Annotated in this window: 16 protein-coding genes; 6 read left to right on the forward strand and 10 right to left on the reverse strand. The window is 66.0% G+C overall.

Annotation, left to right across the window (positions count from 1 at the left end; genetic code table 11):
• The first annotated feature begins 23 nt into the window (after positions 1 to 23).
• The 4 genes from plsB to HBF26_RS14925 all read left to right on the forward strand — a co-directional run bounded on the left by plsB (position 24) and on the right by HBF26_RS14925 (position 6,436).
• Positions 24 to 2,621 carry a glycerol-3-phosphate 1-O-acyltransferase PlsB gene (gene plsB / locus HBF26_RS14910; RefSeq protein ID WP_167128444.1) on the forward strand — a complete coding sequence of 866 codons (2,598 nt, stop codon included), beginning with the start codon at positions 24 to 26 and terminating at the stop codon, positions 2,619 to 2,621.
• A gap of 57 nt (positions 2,622 to 2,678) precedes the next feature.
• On the forward strand, positions 2,679 to 3,428 hold the full coding sequence (gene ubiE / locus HBF26_RS14915; RefSeq protein WP_167030652.1) for a bifunctional demethylmenaquinone methyltransferase/2-methoxy-6-polyprenyl-1,4-benzoquinol methylase UbiE: 750 nt from the start codon (positions 2,679 to 2,681) through the stop codon (positions 3,426 to 3,428).
• A gap of 64 nt (positions 3,429 to 3,492) precedes the next feature.
• On the forward strand, positions 3,493 to 5,343 hold the full coding sequence (locus HBF26_RS14920; RefSeq protein WP_167128160.1) for a M1 family metallopeptidase: 1,851 nt from the start codon (positions 3,493 to 3,495) through the stop codon (positions 5,341 to 5,343).
• A gap of 94 nt (positions 5,344 to 5,437) precedes the next feature.
• Positions 5,438 to 6,436, forward strand: coding sequence for an alpha/beta fold hydrolase (locus HBF26_RS14925; RefSeq protein ID WP_240151372.1), 999 nt, complete (start codon positions 5,438 to 5,440; stop codon positions 6,434 to 6,436).
• 133 nt (positions 6,437 to 6,569) lie between these two features.
• Here HBF26_RS14925 and HBF26_RS14930 read toward each other — a convergent pair whose 3' ends face one another.
• The 4 genes from HBF26_RS14930 to ttcA all read right to left on the reverse strand — a co-directional run bounded on the left by HBF26_RS14930 (position 6,570) and on the right by ttcA (position 10,486).
• Positions 6,570 to 7,337, reverse strand: a complete 768-nt coding sequence (locus HBF26_RS14930; RefSeq protein WP_167128163.1) for a M48 family metallopeptidase — start codon at positions 7,335 to 7,337, stop codon at positions 6,570 to 6,572.
• Between the two features lie 71 nt (positions 7,338 to 7,408).
• On the reverse strand, positions 7,409 to 8,317 hold the full coding sequence (locus tag HBF26_RS14935) for a recombination-associated protein RdgC (RefSeq protein WP_167128166.1): 909 nt from the start codon (positions 8,315 to 8,317) through the stop codon (positions 7,409 to 7,411).
• 77 nt (positions 8,318 to 8,394) lie between these two features.
• Entirely contained in the window at positions 8,395 to 9,582 is a 1,188-nt protein-coding gene (locus HBF26_RS14940) for an amino acid aminotransferase (RefSeq protein ID WP_167128169.1), read from the reverse strand.
• Positions 9,583 to 9,613: 31 nt separating this feature from the next.
• Positions 9,614 to 10,486: a tRNA 2-thiocytidine(32) synthetase TtcA gene (gene ttcA, locus HBF26_RS14945; protein WP_167128172.1), complete on the reverse strand. Its 873-nt coding sequence runs from the start codon at positions 10,484 to 10,486 to the stop codon at positions 9,614 to 9,616.
• Between the two features lie 99 nt (positions 10,487 to 10,585).
• On the opposite strand from ttcA, the gene HBF26_RS14950 reads away from it, so the two are divergent.
• Positions 10,586 to 10,792: a YdcH family protein gene (locus HBF26_RS14950; protein ID WP_167030632.1), complete on the forward strand. Its 207-nt coding sequence runs from the start codon at positions 10,586 to 10,588 to the stop codon at positions 10,790 to 10,792.
• A gap of 4 nt (positions 10,793 to 10,796) precedes the next feature.
• On the forward strand, positions 10,797 to 11,387 hold the full coding sequence (locus HBF26_RS14955) for a GNAT family N-acetyltransferase (protein ID WP_167128175.1): 591 nt from the start codon (positions 10,797 to 10,799) through the stop codon (positions 11,385 to 11,387).
• A 99-nt stretch (positions 11,388 to 11,486) separates the two neighbouring features.
• Here HBF26_RS14955 and HBF26_RS14960 read toward each other — a convergent pair whose 3' ends face one another.
• The 6 genes from HBF26_RS14960 to HBF26_RS14985 form a co-directional block, all read right to left on the reverse strand.
• Positions 11,487 to 12,506, reverse strand: coding sequence for an HlyD family secretion protein (locus HBF26_RS14960; RefSeq protein ID WP_167128178.1), 1,020 nt, complete (start codon positions 12,504 to 12,506; stop codon positions 11,487 to 11,489).
• An 11-nt stretch (positions 12,507 to 12,517) separates the two neighbouring features.
• The gene (locus HBF26_RS14965; RefSeq protein WP_167128181.1) at positions 12,518 to 12,715 is read right to left on the reverse strand and encodes a DUF1656 domain-containing protein; all 198 of its coding nucleotides are present in this window, start codon (positions 12,713 to 12,715) and stop codon (positions 12,518 to 12,520) included.
• Positions 12,705 to 14,831, reverse strand: coding sequence for an FUSC family protein (locus tag HBF26_RS14970; RefSeq protein WP_167128183.1), 2,127 nt, complete (start codon positions 14,829 to 14,831; stop codon positions 12,705 to 12,707). Before HBF26_RS14970 ends, HBF26_RS14965 begins: the two co-directional genes overlap by 11 nt.
• Positions 14,832 to 14,846: 15 nt before the next feature.
• On the reverse strand, positions 14,847 to 15,338 hold the full coding sequence (locus tag HBF26_RS14975; RefSeq protein WP_167128185.1) for a MarR family winged helix-turn-helix transcriptional regulator: 492 nt from the start codon (positions 15,336 to 15,338) through the stop codon (positions 14,847 to 14,849).
• Between the two features lie 153 nt (positions 15,339 to 15,491).
• Positions 15,492 to 17,732: an NADP-dependent isocitrate dehydrogenase gene (locus tag HBF26_RS14980; protein WP_167128188.1), complete on the reverse strand. Its 2,241-nt coding sequence runs from the start codon at positions 17,730 to 17,732 to the stop codon at positions 15,492 to 15,494.
• 240 nt (positions 17,733 to 17,972) lie between these two features.
• Entirely contained in the window at positions 17,973 to 21,101 is a 3,129-nt protein-coding gene (locus HBF26_RS14985) for an efflux RND transporter permease subunit (RefSeq protein ID WP_167128191.1), read from the reverse strand.
• Positions 21,102 to 21,178: the final 77 nt, after the last annotated feature.

Here is a 21,178-nt window from a genome sequence, read left to right on the forward strand (position 1 = left end):
ATCCCGGGATGTCCGAAATGCAGATGAGTGCGGATCCGCACGTCCACGTCGCCCGTTCGCCCTGGTGGTTCAAGCTGCTGGGTCGCATGCTCGAACCCTGGGTGCGCATCAAGCGCGATCCCGCCGAACCCGCTGGCCTTCTCGGCAGCGGCGCGGCCGTCTGCTACGCCATCGAGCGCGACGGCACCTCCGACGCGCTGATCCTCGAGCGCGCCTGCCGCGAGGCGGGCCTGCCCAGCCCGATGCAGTTGCTCGACCTGCCGGGCCGCCGCCGGCGCTCGGTGTTCTCGCTGAGCCGCCGCCATGGCTGGCTGTTCGGCCGAACCGACGCGCGGGGTCCGCGCGAGCCCATCGGCCAGCTCATCCGCGCCATCGAGGACGATCCGTCGCGCGACATCCAGATCGTACCGGTGTCGATCTACGTCGGCCGCGCACCCAATCGCGAAAGCGGCTGGTTCAGCGTGCTGTTCGCGGAGAACTGGCTGGTCGTGGGCCGCTTCCGGCGCATGCTTGCCCTGCTGCTCAACGGGCGCGACACCGTCGTGCATTTCTCCGCGCCGGTGTCGCTGCGCAGCGTGCTGGCGGAATCGCGCAACCTCACGCCGGAGCGCCTCACGCGGAAGATCGCACGCGTCCTGCGTACTCACTTCCGCCGCATCCGCGCCGCGGTGATCGGCCCCGACCTCTCGCATCGCCGCACCGTGGTGGACGCCGTGCTGAACACACAGCCGGTGCGCGACGCCATCGCCGCCACGGCCAGCAAGGAGAACATCACCCTTGCGAAGGCGCAGCGGCGCGCACGCGATTTCGCGCTGGAGATCGCCGCGGACTATTCGCATCCGGTCGTGCGTTCCACGTCGTTCCTGTTGTCGAATTTCTGGAACAAGCTCTACGACGGCATCGCCATGCACCACTTCGACAAGGCCCGCGCGGCGGCGCCGGGGCATGAAGTGGTGTACGTGCCGTGCCACCGCAGCCACACGGATTACCTGCTGCTGTCGTACCAATTGCACCACTCCGGCGTGGTGCCCCCGCATATCGCCGCGGGCGTGAACCTCAACCTTCCCGTGGTGGGCCCGATCCTCCGCCGGGGCGGCGCCTTCTTCCTGCGCCGCAGCTTCAAGGGCAATGCGCTGTATTCCGTCGTGTTCAACGAATACCTCGCGCAGCTCGTGGATCGTGGCGTGCCGCTGGAATACTTCATCGAGGGTGGCCGGTCGCGCACCGGCCGGCTGCTGGCGCCGCGCGCCGGCATGCTGGCGATGACCGTGCGCGCCTTCCTGCGCGCACCGCGCCGCCCCGTGCTGTTCCAGCCCGTGTACATCGGCTACGAAAAGCTGATGGAAGGCAAGTCGTATATCGGCGAACTCTCCGGCAAACCGAAGGAGAAGGAATCCCTGCTCGGGCTCCTTCGCGGGTTGAAGGTGCTACGCCAGCGCTATGGCCACGTCACGCTCAACTTCGGCGAACCCATCCTGCTCACCCCCCTGCTCGACGAAGCGGCACCCGATTGGCGCGCGACCACCGCCGATCCCGACGTGAAGCCGGAATGGATGAGCGGCGTGGTGGACGATCTGGCCGAACGCATCCAGGTGAACATCAATCGCGCGGCGGACGTGAATCCGATCAACCTGCTCGCGCTTGCACTGCTGGCCACACCCAAGCACGCCATGGCCGAGAACGACCTTCTCGCCCAGCTCGAACTCAGCAAGGCCCTGCTGCAGGAACTGCCTTATTCCGACCGGGTCACCCTCACCCCGATGAACCCGCAGGGCATCGTGGCCTACGGCGAGCAGATGGGCTGGATCCGGCGCGTGCGCCACCCCCTTGGCGACGTGCTGGTCGCCGAGGGCGAGCAGGCCGTGCTGCTCTCCTATTTCCGCAACAACGTGCTGCACCTGAACGCCGCGGCGGCCTGGGTGGCCGCCTGCTTCCTCAACAACCGGCGCATGTCCCGGTCGTCGGTGCTGCGTCTGGGCCGCATCATCTATCCGTTCATCCAGGGCGAACTGTTCCTGCCGTGGGACGAAGACGGTTTCGCCGCGCAGGTGCAGGAAACCATCGAGTTCTTCGTCCGCCGCGGCATCCTCGAAGCCAGCGGCGAGGGCCGGGTGCTCGAACGCGGCCCCGGCCAGGACGACGGCGCCTACCAGCTGCGGGTGATCGCGCGCAGCATGCTGCAAGCCTTCGAGCGTTACTACATCGCCATCGCGGCGCTGGTGAAGAACGGTCCGCACACGATGAGCGCCGGGGAACTGGAAACGGCATGCACGCTCACGGCGCAGCGCTTGAGCCTGCTCAACGAACTGTCGGCACCGGAGTTCTTCGACAAGGCGCTTTTCCGCGGCTTCATCCAGAAGCTGCGCGAAGCGAAAGTCGTGTGGACCGACCCGGAGGGCAAGCTGGATTTCAGCGAGACACTGGAAGACATGGTTCGGGACGCGCGCGTGATCCTCGCTCGCGAAGTGCGCCATTCGATCCTCAAGATCACGCCCGGCGGTGACAACGACCGCGACCTCGATGCAAGGCCGCCGGTCGATCCGGACGACGGTTCGGCCGGGGAATCGCTGCACGACCGGCACGTGGCGAACGAACGCGAAAGGCACGACAGGCACCACTGATCCCCTGCAGACGCCTCCCACCCGGCACCCTGGACCCAACGCGAGTACCATCCCCGCATGGACAACGAGAAAATTACGCATTTCGGCTTCCGCGACGTTCCGGTGGCCGACAAGCAGAAGCTGGTCGGCCAGGTCTTCACGTCGGTGGCTCGCAACTACGACCTGATGAACGACCTTATGTCGTTCGGCATCCACCGGTTGTGGAAGCGTCATTTCGTGGCCGTCAGCGGCGTCCGCCGTGGCGATCGCGTGCTCGACCTGGCCGGCGGCACCGGCGACATCGCCGCCTTGCTGAAGCCGGTGGTGGGTGATGAGGGCGAAGTGGTGGTCGGCGACATCAACGCGGCCATGCTGGGCGTCGGGCGCGACCGCCTCACGGATCGCGGCCTCGTTTCCGGCCTGCGCTGGGCGCAGATGAACGCGGAAGCCCTGCCCTTTCCGGACAACAGCTTCGACGCCGTCACCATCGCGTTCGGTCTGCGCAACGTCACGGACAAGGACAAGGCGCTGGCGGACATGCACCGCATACTGAAGCCCGGCGGCCGTGCGCTCGTACTGGAATTCTCGAAGGTGCAAAGCCCGGTGCTGTCCAAGCTGTACGACGTGCACTCGTTCAAGATCCTGCCTCGCCTCGGCCGCCTGTTCGCCAACGATGCCGACAGCTACCAGTATCTCGCCGAGTCGATCCGCAAGCATCCGGACCAGGAGACACTGAAGGGGATGATGCTCGGCGCGGGTTTCGGGCACGTGGAAGTGCGCAACCTGAGCAACGGCATCGTGGCCATCCACCGCGCGTACAAGCTTTAGGGCCGGGCTACGCCGGCGAGGGAGTGGCATACTGGGGTCTCCCTCAAACGGATGACCTCAAGCGATGCGTCTGCTTCCCGTCCTGGCCCTCACGATGGCCTTCCCCGTCGTGGCCTTTGCCGCCGACCCGCATTCCTACGCCCAGCCGGATGCCGTGCGTGTCACCCATCTGGACCTCGATCTCAAGCTTGACTTCGGCAAGCGCGAGCTGGCCGGCAACGCGACGCTGAAGCTCGACTGGAAGGACGCGAAGGCGAAGGACCTCGTACTCGACACGCGCGACCTGAAGATCGCCGGCGTCGAGGCGGTGGATGCCTCGGGCAAGGGCACGCCGCTCAAGTTCGCGCTGGCGCCGCGCGACAAGGAACTGGGCTCCAAGCTGACCATCGCCGCGCCGACGCATCCCGCGGCGGTACGGATCACCTATGCCACCGTTCCTGAGGCATCCGGCCTGCAATGGCTCACGCCGGAGCAGACGGCCGACAAGAAACAGCCCTTCATGTTCTCGCAGTCGGAATCCATCCACGCGCGCTCCTGGGTGCCGCTGCAGGATTCCCCCGCCATCCGCTTTACCTACGATGCGCACGTCACCGCGCCGAAAGACGTGCGCGTGGTCATGAGCGCCATCAACGACGCGAAGCATCCGCTGGATGGCAATTTCTCCTTCGACCAGCCGCACCCCATTCCGTCCTACCTCCTCGCCATCGCGGCGGGCGACCTCGCGGTGAAGGAAACCGGCCCGCGCAGCGCGGTGTATGCCGAACCCAGCATTGTCGGGAAGGCCGCGCACGAGTTCGAAGATACGGAAAAGCTGATCGCCACCACCGAAAAGCTCTACGGTCCTTACGCCTGGGGCCGCTACGACATCCTCGTGCTGCCGCCGTCGTTTCCCTTCGGCGGCATGGAAAACCCGAACATGACCTTCGCCACGCCGACGGTGCTGGTCGGCGACAAGAGCCTGGTCTCCCTGGTGTCGCACGAGCTGGCGCATTCGTGGTCGGGCAACCTGGTGACGAGTGCCGCATGGCGCGACATCTGGTTGAACGAGGGCTTCACCACCTACGTGCAGGGCCGCATCACCGAGGCCGTGTACGGCAAGGCGCTTGCCGACGAGGAAGCCCTGCTTTCGGCGCGCGCCCTGCAGAAGAGCATCGGCCACATGCCCGCGAACGTGCAGAAGCTCACGCCCGACCCGCGGGGCATCGGTGCGGACGACGCGCTTTCCAGCGTCGCCTACGACAAGGGGTCATGGTTCCTGCGCACGCTGGAGCAGCGCTTCGGGCGTGAGACCTTCGACGCCTACCTGAAGGGCTATTTCGCGCACTTCGCCTTCCAGAGCATCGATACCGACACGATGTTCGCGTACCTGAAGGCCAATCTGCTCGACAAGTATCCGGGCAAGATGAGCGAAGCCGAAGCCCGCGCCTGGATCTGGCAGCCCGGCATTCCGAAGGATGCCCCGCTGCCGTCGTCACCGCGCTTCGATGCCATCGACCGCGAACGCACCGACTTCCTGTCCGGCAAGCTCGCCGCCGACAAACTCGACGCGAAGGGCTGGAACACGCAGGAATGGATGTATTTCCTCGACCGCCTGCCCGACGTGACCCCGCTGGCGAAGATCAAGGAAATCGACGCCGCATGGCACCTCACCGGCACGCCCAACGCCGAGATCGGCATGCGCTGGTACGCGCACGCCATTGCCGCCGGCGACAAGGACGTGTGGACGGCCGCTGCCGAACACATGACGCGCATCGGGCGCCTGTACCTCACCACGCCCGTCTACCGCGCCTTCGCCCGCACGCCGGAAGGCCTTGCCTTCGCCAAGCAAACCTATGCAAAGGCGAAAAGCGGCTACCACCCGATGACCCAGCAGGCCGTGGAGCGCATCCTCGCCGGCAAGGATCGGCAGCACTAACGCAAGATTTCGCGCCGCCCGCGAGGGCTCGCACTTGCATCCTCCAGCGACGCCCCGCATCTTGCGGGGCGTCCTTACGTTCCGGGTTCCCTTCATGGCCAAGATCCCCTCCCTCGCCACCGCCGACAACCGACCGCTCTGGCAACGGCTGCTGCTACGCCGGCTGAAGTTCCTGGTCGTCGTGGCCGTGGTGCTCGGTCTGGGCGCAGGCATGGTCTATGTTTTCGCACCGGGCCTGCTGCTGAAGGCGGATGCGGCACGACAGGCGATGTCCGCACACCTGGAAAAAAAGAGTGTCGTCGCAGGCGACACCACCTGGTCGTACTACGAGGGCGGCGAAGGCCCCACCATCGTGTTGCTGCACGGATTCGCGGTGAACAAGGAAGTCTGGCTCGAGATGGCCAAGGGACTCACCGATCATTTCCATGTCGTGATTCCCGACCTGCCCGGCTGGGGCGATTCGTCGCGCATCGACGGTGGCGATTACGGCATCGATGCACAAGCCGACCGCCTCGAACCATTCGCCGCGGCGATCGGGGCGCAGCGCTTCCTGCTCGTGGGGCATTCCATGGGAGGCGCCATCGCCGGCGTCTACGCGCAGAAGCATCCGGAACGTGTCGCCAGTCTGGTGCTGATGAGCTCCCTCGGCCTCACGTTCAAGGAAAACGACTTCGCCCGCGAGGTGAAGGCCGGAGGCGATCCGTTCCTCTACCACGATCGCGCCGGACTGGAAGCCCTGCTCGCGCGCCTTTTCATCAAACCGCCGCAACTCCCGGGCCGTGTCGAGGACGCGCTGATCGCGCGCAACGAGAAGGACCACGCGTTCATCGAGCGCACGTTCAACGAACTGAAGCAACCGGCGCAGGCCTTCTCGCTCGATCCCGTGATCGGCAAGCTTCCCATGCCGGTGCTCGGGGTGTGGTGCCATGACGACAAGATCATCGATGTGTCCGCGCTCGACACGCTACGCGCGGGGCTGACGAGTTCACCGTCGATCGGCGCAACCGTCATGAACGGCTGCAATCACATGCCGATGCTGGAAAAGCCGGTGGAGACCGCGCGCATTCTCACGGGATTTGCACTGGCGCATTGACTCAGTGCCAGGAATGCGGCGCGATTGTGGGAGCCGGCTTCGCCGGCGATCCCGCGGCAGCGGGCACGCTCACGCAAGCTCCCATCGCCGCTGAAGCGGCTCCCACAGGAACGTAACGGGTTTGCCGGAAGCCTCAATCGGCCACGTCGGCGATCAGGCGATCCAGCTGCCGCTTCAGGGCGCTGCCGTTCGCGCGCAACCAGGCGCGCTGCTCCTTGTGGTCGGGGAATACGCTTTCCACCCAATGCCAGAAACGCGGCGAGTGGTTGCGCACCTTCAGGTGACAGAGCTCGTGCACCAGCACGTAGCGCAGTGCCGCGGGCGGCGCGAGGGCCAGGGCCAGGTCGAGATTGATCCTGTCACGCGTATCCAGGCTGCCCCACAGGCTCTTCAAAGGCCGGATGCGCAAGGCGGTGGGCGCCGCGTTGATCTGCGGTATGTAACCCGGCAGCCAGCGGGAGACGTCGCGGCGGATCTGCGCTTCGAAATGCGTGGCAAGCAGCCCGCGTGCCACCAGCAGCGCCCGGGTGTGCGGACGGGGAATGCTGAGTACCAGGCTTCCCGGCTCGTGGTCCACGCGTGGATACGTGCCTTCCGCCCAGTCCAGAACGACCTCCTCGCCCCGGAATGGGAACGTGGTGGGCACGCCGACGCGCAATGGCGGCAGTGGCACGGCGTCGAGATGGAACTCGCCCAGCTTCTGTTCCAGCCAGTCGGCATGGTGGCGCAGGAAGGCTGTCATCTGCGCCACATGGGTGCCGTTCGGGTACGTGAGACGCGCCCCCTTGGGGGTGACCGTGAGGCGCAGGCGGCGGGCACGCGGGTGCGCCGCCTTCAGCACCTTGATGGTGCCACCGGTGGGGGTTGCAAGTTCCAGCCAGTCGCCGTCTTCCGATGCCATGCCGCGAGTCTCGTACCGATCCCGACGAACATCCCACCAACCCGTATCACCGCCTGCGACCCCCGAATCCGTCATTCCGGACGGGGGAGCTTGAACCACTCTTCCAGCTTGCCCAGCAGGCGCTCGTATTCCAGCGCCATGAGGGCGAAGTTGGCGTCCATCTCGGCGGCGGCGGATTCCGGGCTGTCGGCCTGTTCGTCCAGCACCACGTCGGTGAACTTGATTTTACGCAGGATCAGGTCTTCGCCAAGTACGAAGGAAATGCGGTCGTCGAACAACAAACCCAACTGGAACACCTGTTTGCCGGTGCGCAGGTGCTCCCGAATCTCATCGGTGTCGAGATCCTGCCGGCGGCAGCGCGCGATGGCGCCGGAAGCGGTGGCAGGGTCGCGTAACTCGCATTCGTCGCCCAGCGACAGGCCCGCCGGGAGCTCCCCCGAGGCCACCCAGTGGGTCATGAGGATACGGGGCGATTCCTCCGGCGCCAGCGGCACGGCGGGGAAACTGCCCAGGGCCTCGCGGATCTGGCTCAGGGTGTTTTCGGCCGACTTGCGGCTGGAGGTATCCAGCACCAGCCATCCGTTCTTCCGATCGGCGTAGGCCCGCATCCTCGAACTGCGCACGAACGCCCGGGGCAGCAGCTCGTTCATCACGTCGTCCTTGATCTTCTTGCGCTCCCGGCCGCTTACCTTTCGGCCTTCTTCCTCGGCGATCTTCTGCACGCGATTGGCCAGTTCGTCGTTCACGACCGACGACGGCAGCAGCTTATCCTCGCTGCCCACCGTGACCATCGTGTTTCGGCCCACGACGTGGGCCAGGCCTTCCTCGTTGCGGCCCAGTGGCGAGACGAAACCGCGCGTGGACATTTCCATGGGCCCCACCGGGCGCAGGCGATGCTCGGGAAGCACCTCGTCGAGGCGCTCGAGGTCGGCGGCCACCGGTTCGGAAAAGCGGAACAGCGTCAGGTTGCGAAAGAACATGTATCGACGAATCTCATGCAAAGGAATGGCACCGGCGGTCGCGGAGCGGCCGCCGGCGTGACGATCGGTGAATCCGCTTACACGACGCGCGCGATGGCGTCGGCCACGCGGTCGAGGTTGCCCTCGTTCAGCGCCGCGACGCAGATGCGCCCCGTGCTCACGGCATAGATGCCGAACTCCGTGCGCAGCCGCTCTACCTGGGCGGCGCTGAGGCCGGAATAGGAGAACATGCCGCGCTGCCTTTCGATGAAGGCAAAATCGCCCACCTTCGACAGCCGTTCGGTCAGGCCACGGCGCATCGCGCGGATACGCTCGCGCATCTCGCCCAGTTCGGTTTCCCACGTGGCGCGCAGCTCATCGTGGTTCAGCACGGCCGACACCACGGCCGCGCCGTGCGTCGGCGGGTTGGAGTAATTCGTGCGGATCACGCGCTTCACCTGCGACTGCACGCGCAGCGCCTCATCGTGCGACGCCGTGACGATCGACAGGGCGCCCACGCGTTCGCCGTAAAGAGAGAACGACTTGGAAAAGGAACTTGCGACAAGGAAGGACACGTCCGCCTCGGCGAAAAGGCGTACCGCCGCGGCATCGGGTTCGATGCCGTCGCCAAAACCCTGGTATGCGATGTCGAGGAACGGCACGAGGCCGCGCTCGCGCACGGTGGACACCACACGCTGCCAGTCGCCGGCCGTGAGGTCGACGCCGGTCGGGTTGTGACAGCAGGCATGCAGGACGACGATCGCGCCGGCCGGAAGTTTCGCGATGGCGGCGAGCATGCCTTCCACGTCCACGCCATGGGTGGCCGCGTCGTAGTACGGATATTCCACCACCTGGAAGCCGGCGCCTTCGAACAGCGCACGGTGGTTCTCCCAGCTGGGTGTGCTGATCGCAACCGGCACCGACGGATTCAGGCGCTTGAGGAAATCCGCGCCCACCTTCAGCGCGCCCGTGCCGCCCAGGGACTGCGCGGTCACGACGCGGCGGTCGGCCAGCAGCGGGGAACCGGCACCGAAGAGCAGCTTCTGCACGGCCTGATCGTAGAGCGCAATGCCGTCGATAGGCAGGTAGCCGCGCGGCAGCGCCGCGTCCACCCGCGCTTTCTCGGCTTCGCGTACGGCGCGCAGGAGCGGCACGTGGCCGTTCGCGTCGTAATACACGCCGACGCCCAGATTGACCTTGTCGGGGCGGGTATCGGCACCGAAGGCCTCGTTGAGGCCGAGGATCGGATCGCGAGGGGCGAGTTCGACGGAAGAGAACAGGGTCATGTCGTGGGCCTTGGAACGTATGAAAGGAAGGTCATTCGGTATCGCCAGCGGCGTCGCTACCCGCCAGCCAGGCATGGACGTCGGCACGCGGTGCGCCGTCGCGCGCCCCGAGCGCCGCGAAATCGAACAGATTGCGGTCGGTCAGCTGCGACGGCGCGATGTTGCCCATGGCGCGGAAGATCGTCTCGCTGCGCCCCGGGTGCGACTTTTCCCATTCGGCGAGCATGCGCTTGACGACCTTGCGCTGCATGTTCTCCTGCGACCCGCAAAGGTTGCAGGGAATGATCGGGAACTGCCTCGACTCCGCATAGGCCGCGATGTCGTCCTCGCGGCAATACGCCAGCGGGCGGATCACCACATGGCGACCGTCGTCGGACAGCAGCTTGGGCGGCATCGCCTTCAGGCTGCCCTGGTAGAACATGTTCAGGAAGAACGTACCGAGAATGTCGTCGCGGTGGTGGCCCAACGCGATGCGGGTCACGCCGTTCGCCGCAGCCCATTGGTAGAGCGCCCCCCGACGCATGCGCGAGCAAAGGCTGCACATCGTCTTGCCCTGGGGGATCACGCGGGTGACGACGCTGTAGGTGTCCTGCTCGATGATGTGGAACAGCACACCGCGCGCCGTGAGGTACTCCGGCAGTACGTGGGCGGGGAAATCCGGCTGCTTCTGGTCGAGGTTCACCGCCACCAGCTCGAAGCGCACGGGCGCCTTCGCCTGCAGCGACAGCAGCATGTCCAGCAACGTATAGGAGTCCTTTCCGCCGGAAAGGCACACCATCACCTTGTCGCCTTCCTCGATCATGCCGTAGTCGGCAATGGCCTGGCCGACCTGGCGGCGCAGGCGCTTGGCCAGCTTGCCGGCTTCGTAGGTCTGCTTGCGGGTCGGGTCTGGGATGGCGGACATGCTGCGATGGGAACCTGGGAGGGACCCCCATTGTAGCCGCTGCGGCCGGCCCCGCCTGGCGGTACAATCGCCCCTTCCTTCCTCCGCCGGCCCAATGCGATGCAGGTTCAGGATCCCGCACAGCTCGCCCAGCGCCTCGCCGAACTGAAGGTGGAGCACCGTGACCTCGACGCCGCCATCGACCACCTGGCGGCCGCCATCAGCCGGGACGAACTCCAGCTCACCCGCCTGAAGAAGCGCAAGCTGCTCCTGAAGGACACCATCGCCCGGATCGAAAGCCGCCTCATCCCCGACCTGGACGCCTGAGACCATGGACGCCGTTCGCCTGGAAAACGAGTACGTCACGCTGGAGCCGCTGGCCCTCGAACACATCGAGGCGCTGGAGCGCGCGGCGGGCGACGGCAATCTGTGGGACCTCTGGTTCACCTCGGTGCCCGCACCCGGGCGCATGACCGAGTACGTCGAAGCCGCCCTGCGCGGCCAGGAAGAGGGGCGCATGTCGCCCTGGGCCGTGCGCGAGAAGGCCACCGGCCAGATCGTCGGATCCACGCGGTTCTACGACATCGTGCCCGACCCGAGCCGCGTCGCCATCGGCTACACCTGGTACGCCCGTCGCTGGCAACGCAGCCACGTAAACACGGCCTGCAAACACCTGCTGCTCTCCCACGCCTTCCTGAACGTGGGCGCCGTGGCGGTGGAGTTCCACACCGACGCGTACAACCAGGACTCGCAACGGGCGATCGAGAAGCTGGGCGCGAAGCGCGAAGGCGTCCTGCGCGCCCACAAGCGTCGCAACGACGGATCCCTACGCGACACGGTGTGCTACAGCATCCTCGCCACCGAATGGCCCGACGTGGACAAGTGGTTGCAGCTGCGCCTGCGTCGCCTCGCGCCTGTGTAGGAGCGCGCCTTGCGCGCGACGGGTTTTCGCGCCTGTCCTCAAGCTGGCGCGCCAACTCCTGGTCACGGCCTCAAAACATGTCGCGCGCAGGGCGCGCTCCTACCGCACTGCCACCGCATCCGGATGCGAAGGCCGCACGATGAGCGTCGCCGTCATGCCGGCCGACAGCACCGTGCCCGCCGGCAGGTGTGCCGTGTCGATCTTCACCCGTACCGGCACACGCTGCGCCAGCCGCACCCAGTTGAAGGTGGGATTCACGTCGGCGAGAAGATCGCTGCCGGTGGGATTGTCGGCATCGGTGATACCGTGCGCGATGCTTTCCACCGTTCCGCGCAAGTGGACGCCGCCGCTCATGAGCCGGATATCCACCGGATCGCCCACGCGCAGACCGGGCAGTTTCGTCTCTTCGAAATAGCCATAGATCCAGTAGGAGTCGCGGTCGATCAAGGCCATGCGCGCCGCGCCGGCGTTCGCATAGTCGCCCACCCGAACGTCCAGGTTGGTGACATAGCCGTCCACCGGTGCGAGCACGCGCGTGCGATCCAGGTTCAGTTGCGCGGAAGCCAGTTCCACCTGCGCCTGGGCCACCGCCGCGAGCGCCTGCTGCTGTGCGGCGCTCGCCTGCTTCGTGCTGGCCTGGGCCTGCTGCCAGCCCGCGCGAGCGGCGTTGGCGGCCGCCACGGCGTTGGCCTTGTCCTCGGCCGAGATCACGTTGTTGATGAGTTTCTGCCGTCGTTCCGACTGCGCCTCGTACATCTCGTAGTTCGAGCGGCTTTGCTGGGCGCCGGCGAAGGCGGCGCTGATGTTCGCGCCGGCGGCACGGGCGGCGGCCTCGGCGGCGTTGAGGTTCGCCCTGGCCTGCGCCACGGCGTTCTCGTAGCGCGCCTGGTCGACCACGAACAAGACGTCGCCCTTTTTCACCGTCTGATTGTCGACGACCCGCACGTCGGTGACGATGCCCGCGACGTCCGGCGCGATGCGCACGATCTCCGCACGTACGCGGCCGTCGCGCGTCCATGGCGAGTACATGTAGTGCTTCCACAAGGCATGCGCGACGAACGCGGCGGCCAGCACGACCACGGCGGTGATGGCGAAACGGACGAGGGTGGCGAATTTCATCACGGGATCACTCAGTACAGGAACAGCGCGAAGGCGCCGAAGACGCACACGAACACGGCAAGCCGGAACAACGCCGGATGCCAGACGAGGCGATACAAACCGAAACGGCCGGCCACGGCGTCGAGCAGCCACCACACCAGCAGCGCGAGCAGGAAGAAGACGAGCAGCCCCGGAACCAGGGCGTCGCCGAAAGCAATTTCACGAGGCATGGGCAACCTCCTTGGCAAGCGGAACATCCGGCATGTAGGCAGCGAGCACGGACTCACCGTCGAGCAGCGCCATGCGGACAAGATGGAGGTGGTCGAGCAGGTAGCTGGTGCCTTCATGCTCGCCGACGCTCGCGATGGCCGTGGCGACCGCGTCGCGCGCAAGCAGGTAGCCCGTCGCATCCGGGTTTTCGTAGAAGCGCGCCAGCGTGCGCAGCGCCGCCTCGAGGTAGGGCCGCAGCGTGGACGGCACACCCTGCCGCGACATGTCGTGACGAAGTTCGATGAGTGCCCGCCCCGTCTCGTGCACCGCCAGGGCCCACGCGATGAGTGTGCGCGAGTCGGCGCTACCGGGTTGCGTCTGGGCCACCACCTGGCTCACCAGGTCGTGGTTGACGCTCTCGAAGCGATGGCGAAGCCCGGGAAGCGGAGCCTCCGCGGCCAGAGCCACCTGCGCACGCAAGCGCGCAAGCTGGCGCCGGCGCAGCCACGCACTGCCGATGGCCGGAGGAATGACCAGAAAGGAAATGGCGGCTGCCCCAAGGCCGATCACCTGAGCGATGGCGTCATTGATGAAGTGGGCCGGGTCATAGGTCTGCAGGTTCTTCAGCGCCAGGACGTACGCGAATCCCATGGCCCATCCCAGGCCGTACGACGCCAGCGACGGCGTCATCATCATGACCAGCCCCACCGCGAGGAAGGGCGTGACACCCGCGACCATCAACCCATAACCGTCCAGTTGGGTGAGCACGAAGAACTCGCATACGAAGGCCGCCGTCATGCCCGACAGATAGCCCAGCATGACGATCCAGGTCACCCGGCTCGGGTTCGGTGTGCTGGCAAAAAGGCCGGCGAAGACCGTCGCCAGAAGCATGGCGCTGGCCCCCATCGGCCACGCGCTGGCGATCCAGAACGCGCCGAGCACGAGCATGGTGAGGGTGGTACGCGCCGTCGCGATGCCGGCGCCGAGGAAGTCGTTTCCGCGATCGAAACGCACGCGTTCGGCCGAACCGGCGATGACCCTCGGCGCTTGCAGGGTTGCAGCGGCATCCACGTAATCGTGCAGTTCGTCGACAAAGCGGAGCAGCAGCGTCGCCCCGGTGTCGAAGTCACGCAGGTCCTGTGCGTCGTCGAGCGACGCGCGCAAGGCGGGTGCCGATGCCCGCATGTCGTCGCGCGCTGTCGCCAGGCGCGGCAACAGCACTCGCGCGGCCGCACCGGCCTCGATGGGGGCATCGAGGGCGCGGCCGATCGGCGCGTAAAGGCGAATCAACGTGCTTGCCGCCGTGTCGCGACGAGCACGCTGCAGACGGTTGATGAGGTGATGCACGGAGTGAAACGTGGTGGACGTTGCCATGAAGCGCTGATTGAACAGACGCAGATGGTTGCTGCGCGCCCGAGCTTCGGCGTCCTCGAAGATCACCGAGCTGCGCAGGTCTTCCAGCATCACCGCGTTGCGAACGAAACGCAGGTGCGCTTTTTCCATGGCTTCACGGGGAATGGCCCCGCCCGTGCTGTCGCGGATGAATGCCACGAAGTGCGCGAACTGGTCGCGAGCGGTACGGCGCAGCACGTCGCGCATGCGACTGGGAAACACCACATCGCTCACCGCGGCACTCACCAGCAGCCCAAGCAGCACTTCGCTGATGCGGGCCGTGGCCGAATCGAACACCCCCAGCGGATTCTCGATAACCGGAATGGCAACAATGGCGGCGGTGTAGCCGCCAAGCACGAAGGCGTATGACTTGAAGTTACGGTAAAGGGTGGCGCCGCCTGCGCACACACCGATCCACAGCGAAAGCACGAGAAGGAACAGGTCGCGTTGCTGCGGGAAGAAGGCCACGATGCCGACCGCGACCACCGCACCGGCAAGCGTGCCGATGGCGCGATAGAAACTCTTCGCCAACACCATGCCGGACTGGCGGTTGGCGACGATGATGGTGGTCAGCATGGCGGTGGACGGCGAAGGCAGTTCCAGGCGCATGGCGATCCACCCTGTCAGGAAGAACGCGATGAGCGTCTTCACGACGAACAGCCACGCCGCGGCCTCTTCGCGGAAGGTCTCTACCACCACGTCGCGCGTGGGCAGCGAACGGGTCGCGATGTTGGAGGCGGCCATGATGCGTGTCCTCCCCTACTCCCCGAAACCAGCCAGCATCTTCTTGAGCAGAACCTCGAGCTGGTCCTGTTCGCCGGCGGTGAGGTTGCGCGTCTGCTTGTGAAGCAGCGTGACGATGCCGGGAAGAAAGCCGTCGATGAGCGCAAGGCCTTCCGGAGTCAGCGTGAGCGTGACCTTGCGCCGGTCGGCGTCGCTGCCCGAGCGCGCCACGTAGCCCTTCTCGCAGAGCTGCGTCGTGAGGCGCGTGATGTTGGCCGATTTCTCGCCCGCGGCGTCGGCCAGCGCGGACGGATGCATGCTGTTGTCGGGCGACCCGTACAGCATCATGAGGATGTTGTACTCGGGGTGGTTGAGCCCATAGGGCCGCAGGAGCGCGTTCGCCTCGTCGTGGATTTCCTTGAAGAGGTGCTTGATCAGCCGCACCAGCACGGCAGGCCCCCGGGGGAAATCGGGGTATTTGGCCCGGGTGACGTCCAGGCGGGCTTCAGTAGGGGCGAACGCGCTCATTACGACGTTCCCAGGAGGTTACCTCATAAGTATATAGTTCATTTGTGTATATTCAATACCTGTAATGTTTACAGGCCTCGCTCCCGATGAGAGCGAAACAGCACCGGGACTGGACGCGCCTGCCCGGCAGGCAGGCGCGTCTTCCTTCAGCGGTTACCGGCTGGCCGAACGCAGCCCGTCGATCACGGCATTGAGCGTCGCGCTAGGACGCATCGCGGCGCTGACGCGCTGCATGTCGGGGTGGTAGTAGCCGCCGATCTGCTGCGGCTTGCCCTGCGCACCGATCAGCTCGGCGTCGATCTTCGCGGTGTTCTCTTCCAGCGTTTTCGCGACACCGGCGAACTTCGCCTTCAGGTCCGCATCGTCGTCCTGTGCGGCGAGGGCCTGGGCCCAGTACAGCGCGAGGTAGAAGTGGCTGCCGCGGTTGTCGATCTCGCCGACCTTGCGCGCCGGCGACTTGTTGCTGTCGAGGAAGCGGCCGTTCGCCTGGTCGAGGGTTTTCGCCAGCACGCGGGCATGGCGGTTGTCGTAACGCTCGGCGAGGTGTTCCAGCGACGCTGCCAGCGCCAGGAATTCGCCCAGCGAGTCCCAGCGCAGGTAGCCCTCTTCCACGAACTGCTGCACGTGCTTCGGCGCAGAGCCGCCCGCGCCCGTCTCGAACAGGCCGCCGCCGGCCATCAGCGGCACGATGGAGAGCATCTTCGCCGACGTACCCAGTTCCATGATCGGGAACAGGTCGGTGAGGTAGTCGCGCAGCACGTTGCCGGTGACCGAGATGGTGTCTTCGCCCTTGCGAATGCGCTCGAGCGAGAGCTTAGTGGCGTCCACCGGCGAGAGCACGCGGATGTCGAGCCCGGCGGTGTCGTGGTCCTTCAGGTAACGCTCGACCTTCGCGATCACCTGGGCATCGTGCGCACGGTTGCGGTCCAGCCAGAACACGGCGGGCGTGGACGAGAGCCGGGCGCGCTGCACGGCGAGCTTCACCCAGTCCTGGATGGGGGCGTCCTTGGTCTGGCACATGCGCCAGATATCGCCCTGCTCCACCGCGTGCTCGAATACCACCGAGCCATCGTCGGAAAGCACGCGCACGGTGCCGTCGGCGGGGATCTGGAAGGTCTTGTCGTGCGAGCCGTATTCCTCGGCCTTCTGCGCCATGAGGCCCACGTTGGGCACGCTGCCCATAGTGGCCGGGTCGAACGCACCGTGCGCGATGCAGTCCTCGATCACCGCCTGGTACACCCCGGCGTAGGAACGGTCGGGGATGACGGCCTTGGCGTCCTGGAGCTTGCCTTCGGCGTTCCACATGCCGCCCGAGTCGCGGATCATCGCGGGCATGGAGGCGTCGACGATCACGTCGCTGGGCACGTGCAGGTTGGTGATGCCCTTGTCGGAATTCACCATGGCCAGCGCCGGGCGCTGTGCGTATTCGGCCTTCAGGTCGGCTTCGATGGCCGCGCGCGTGGCCGGGTCCAGCTTGTCGAGGCGCGCGTAGAGGTCGCCGATGCCGTTGTTGGCATCGAAGCCCACCTGCTTCAGCGCGTCGGCGTGCTTGCTCAGAACGTCCTTGTAGAACTCGCGCACCACGATGCCGAACATGATCGGGTCGGACACCTTCATCATGGTGGCCTTGAGGTGCAGGGAGAACAGCACGCCCTTGGCCTTGGCGTCGGCGATCTGGGCGTCGATGAACGCGGCCAGCGCCTTGCGGCTCATCACGGCGGCGTCGACAATCTCGCCGGCCTTCACCGCCACTTTCTCCTTCAGGACTTTCGCCGTGCCGTCCTTGCCGACGAATTCGATGCGCAGGCTGCCGGCCTTGTCGAGCGTGGCGGATTTCTCGCTACCGTAGAAATCGCCGCCGTCCATGTGGGCGACGTGCGATTTCGAATCGGGCGACCACTTGCCCATGCGGTGCGGGTGCTTGCGGGCATAGTTCTTGACCGAGAGCGGCGCCCGACGGTCGGAATTGCCCTCGCGCAGCACCGGGTTCACGGCGCTGCCCATGGCCTTGCCATAGCGGGCGTTGGTTTCCTTTTCCTCGTCGGTGGACGGGGCATCCACGTAATCGGGCAGCGCATAACCCTGCGACTGCAATTCGCGGATGGCCGCCTTCATCTGCGGCACGGAGGCGCTGATGTTCGGTAGCTTGATGATGTTGGCTTCCGGTCGGGTGGCCAGTTCGCCAAGCTCCGCGAGGTGATCGCCGATCTTCTGCGCGTCGGTGAGGCGGTCCGGGAACTGCGCCAGGATGCGGCCGGCCAGCGAGATGTCGCGCGTTTCCACGGCCACGCCGGCGGTTCCGGCGAAGGCCTCGACGATCGGCAGGAAGGAAGCGGTGGCGAGGAACGGCGCTTCGTCGGTAAGCGTGTAGATGATCTTGGGCGAGCTGGACATGATTCGGCGAGCCTTGTGCTTGAGTGGGCCAGGTCATGGACTGGAAACCTGTCCATTGTGGCCCGACTGGCGCCGGAGGGGGAAGCGAAGCCCTGGAACGACTGTTTTGCCGCGACGGCAAGAAGGCGCCCGGCTACCTTGTGGGAGCCGCTTCAGCGGCGACAGGTGCGGCAAGAGTGCCCGCTGCCGCGGGATCGCCGGCATAGCCGGCTCCCACAATAGAGCTCGCTCTCACAGGGTTCATGACGCCTTGGCCAACGCGGCCCGGCGGCGTTCCAGCCGCCGTGCCTTGCGCGCCTTCCAGCGTTCCGACAGGCACGCGAAGATCACGTACAGCGCCGGGGTGGACAGCAGGGTGAGGCTCTGAGAGATCACCAGGCCGCCGATCATGGCGATGCCGAGCGGGCGGCGCAGCTCCGAGCCCTCGCCCAGGCCGATCGCCAGCGGCGTGGCGGCCAGGATGGCCACCATGGTGGTCATCATGATGGGCCGGAAGCGAACCAGGCAGGCCTCGCGAATGGCTTCCTTGTAGCTCAGCGCATGGTCGCGTTGGGCCACCAGGGCGAAGTCGATCATCATGATCGCGTTCTTCTTCACGATGCCAATGAGCAGCACCAGCGCGATCATCGCCACCACCGACAGTTCGGTGTCGGTGATGACGAGGGCCGCGAGGGCGCCGACGCCCGCGGCAGGCAGTGTGGAAATGATCGTCACCGGATGGATGAGGCTCTCGTAGAGCATGCCCATCAGGAGGTACACGACGACGATCGCGGCCAGGATCAGCAGGGGCATGTTGCTCTGTGCCTGCTGGAAGCGGCCGAAGCTGGTGCTGGTATCGAGGCGGATGTCGCCCGGCATGCGCATGCCTTCCACGGTCTTCTGGATGATTTCCATGGCCTCGCCCATGCTCACGTTGGGTGCGAGGTTGAAGCTCACGCTCATGCTGGTGTACTGGTCCTCGTGCACGATCTGCGTCGGCGCGAGGCCGGGCTCCTGGCGCGTCACGGCCGAGATGGGAATCATGGCCCCCGACGTCGTCGAGCGCACGTAGATCTGGTTGAGCGCCTCCGGCGTCGCCGCCATCTGCGGCAGCGCATTGATGATGACGCGATACTGGTTGATGTCGGAGTAGATCGTCGACACGGCGCGCTGCCCGAAGGCGTTATACAGCGCGCCGTCGATATCGCCGATACCGACGCCCAGGCGGGCCGCTGTGTCACGATCGATCACCATGTTCTGACGCAGCCCCGCCGCATCGATGTCGCTGCCGACGTCCTTCAGCATCGGGTTCTTCTTCAGGGCATCCACCAGCTTCGGTATCCACACCTGCAGCTCGGCGACGTCGTCGCCCTTCAGCGACACCGAATACTGCCCGCCCTGCGAGCTGCCGCCACCGCCGCCGGTTGGGAGGTCCTGGATCGGGCGCAGGCGCAGGTTGAGGTCCGGAAACTTGTCGGCCTTCGCGGAAAGCCGGTCGAGTACCGCGAACGTGGTTTCCTTTCGCCCTTCGGCCATGGTCTTCAATTCGATGTTGAAGAACCCACTCGATCCGGTGCGGCTGGTGCCGAGCCGCGAGCCGACCGCCTTCACCGCGGGGTCGGCCAGCAGCATATCGGTGATGCGCGCTTGCCGTTCCTTCATCTCGCCGAACGACACGGTGGAACTGGACGTGGCACGCGCACCGATGAGGCCGGTGTCCTGTGGCGGGAAGAACCCGCCTTTCACCATGCCGAAGAGCACGATGGTCACACCCACGAGGATCAACGGCGTGAGCGCCATGAGCAGGGCGTGACGCAAGGTCCAGTCGAGCGCGCGCCGGTACATGCCCAGCATGCGTTCGTGTCCGCGCTCCAGCGCACGGCCCAGCCGCGACTCCGGCTTCTCGTCCTTGTGCGCGGTGAGGAAGTGCGCGCACAGCGATGGCGTCAGCGTCAGCGACACCAGCGCCGACACGACGATGGCCGAAACCAGGGTGACGGTGAATTCCTTGAAGAACATGCCGATGACGCCGGGGGCCAGCAGCAGGGGAATGAACACCGCGACGAGGGAGCCGGTAATGGAGACGATGGTGAACCCGATCTCGCGCGCGCCGAGCAGGGCCGCCTCGAAGCGGGGAATGCCCTCGTCCATGTGGCGGATCACGTTCTCGATCACCACGATGGCATCGTCCACCACGAAGCCGATGGCGATGACCAACGCCAGCAGCGTGAGGTTGTTCAACGTATAGCCGAACGCGTACATCGCGATGAACGCGCCTGCGAGCGACAGCGGTACCGCCAGGCCGGCAATCAGCGTCGGCGCCAGCCGGCGCAGGAACAGCGCCATCGTCATGATGACCATGGCCAGACTGATCAGCAGGGTGGCCTGCACCTCGTGCAGCGAAGCGCGGATGGTGGGCGTGCCGTCGAAGAAGGAATGCAGCTGCACGCCGCCCGGGAGCCATGACTGCATCTGCGGCATCAGGTTTTTCACCCGGTCCACCGTCTCGATGACGTTGGCGTCCGCCTTCTTGTAGACGTACATGAGGATGCCGGGCCGGCCGTTGAACCAAGCGGCCTGGTAGGCATCCTGCTGGCCGTCGTACACCTTGGCGATGTCGGACAGCCGGATGGGCACGCCGTCCTTCACGCCGATGATGAGCTTCGCGAATTCATCGGCCTTGTGCAGCGAATCCGTGGCGGTCACCGCCATCGTCGTGTGTCCGTCGCTCAGGAATCCCTGCGGCGAAGTGACGTTGGCGGCGGTGAGGGCATTGCGCAGCTGGTCCGGCGAAAGCCCCATGGCATTCAGAGCGCGCAGGTTCACGTCGACACGGATCGCCGGCGTGGCGCTGCCGGCGATGTCCACGGTGGCGATGCCCTCCTGCTGGCGCAGGCGCTGGGCAAGCACCGAGTCGGCGATGTTGTAGAGGTCGGTGGGTGCCACCGTGTCCGAGGTGAGGGCCAGTACGATGATCGGATCGTCGTTCGGGTTCGCCTTCGTATACGACGGCTGGTTCAACAGGCCGGTGGGCAGGTCCGGCTGGGCCGCGTTGATCGCCGCCTGCACGTCGCGCGCCGCGGAGTCGATGTTCACGCCGTTCTGGAAGAACAGGAGCACGAAGGTGCTGCCCTCGGAGCTGTTCGAGCGCATCGACTCCACGCCGGGCACCTGGCCGAGGTGGCGCTCCAGCGGCGCGGCCACGGTGGAGGCCATCGTGCTCGCATCCGCCCCGGACTGCTGGGCCTGCACGAAGATCGCGGGGAACTGGATATTGGGCAGCGCGGCCACGCCGAGCAGCGCATAGCAGATGATGCCGATCACGAAGACGCCGATCGCCAGCAAGGAGGTACCGATGGGGCGGCGGATGAACGGACCGGAGATATTCATTGCAGGGACGGGCTTGTGTGGGGCATGGAAAGGCGGGGCATCCGGTCCCTAACGCACCAGCCGAAAAAAGGTTTCGC

This window comes from Luteibacter jiangsuensis, from assembly GCF_011742555.1.
Classification (GTDB): Bacteria; Pseudomonadota; Gammaproteobacteria; order Xanthomonadales; family Rhodanobacteraceae; genus Luteibacter; species Luteibacter jiangsuensis.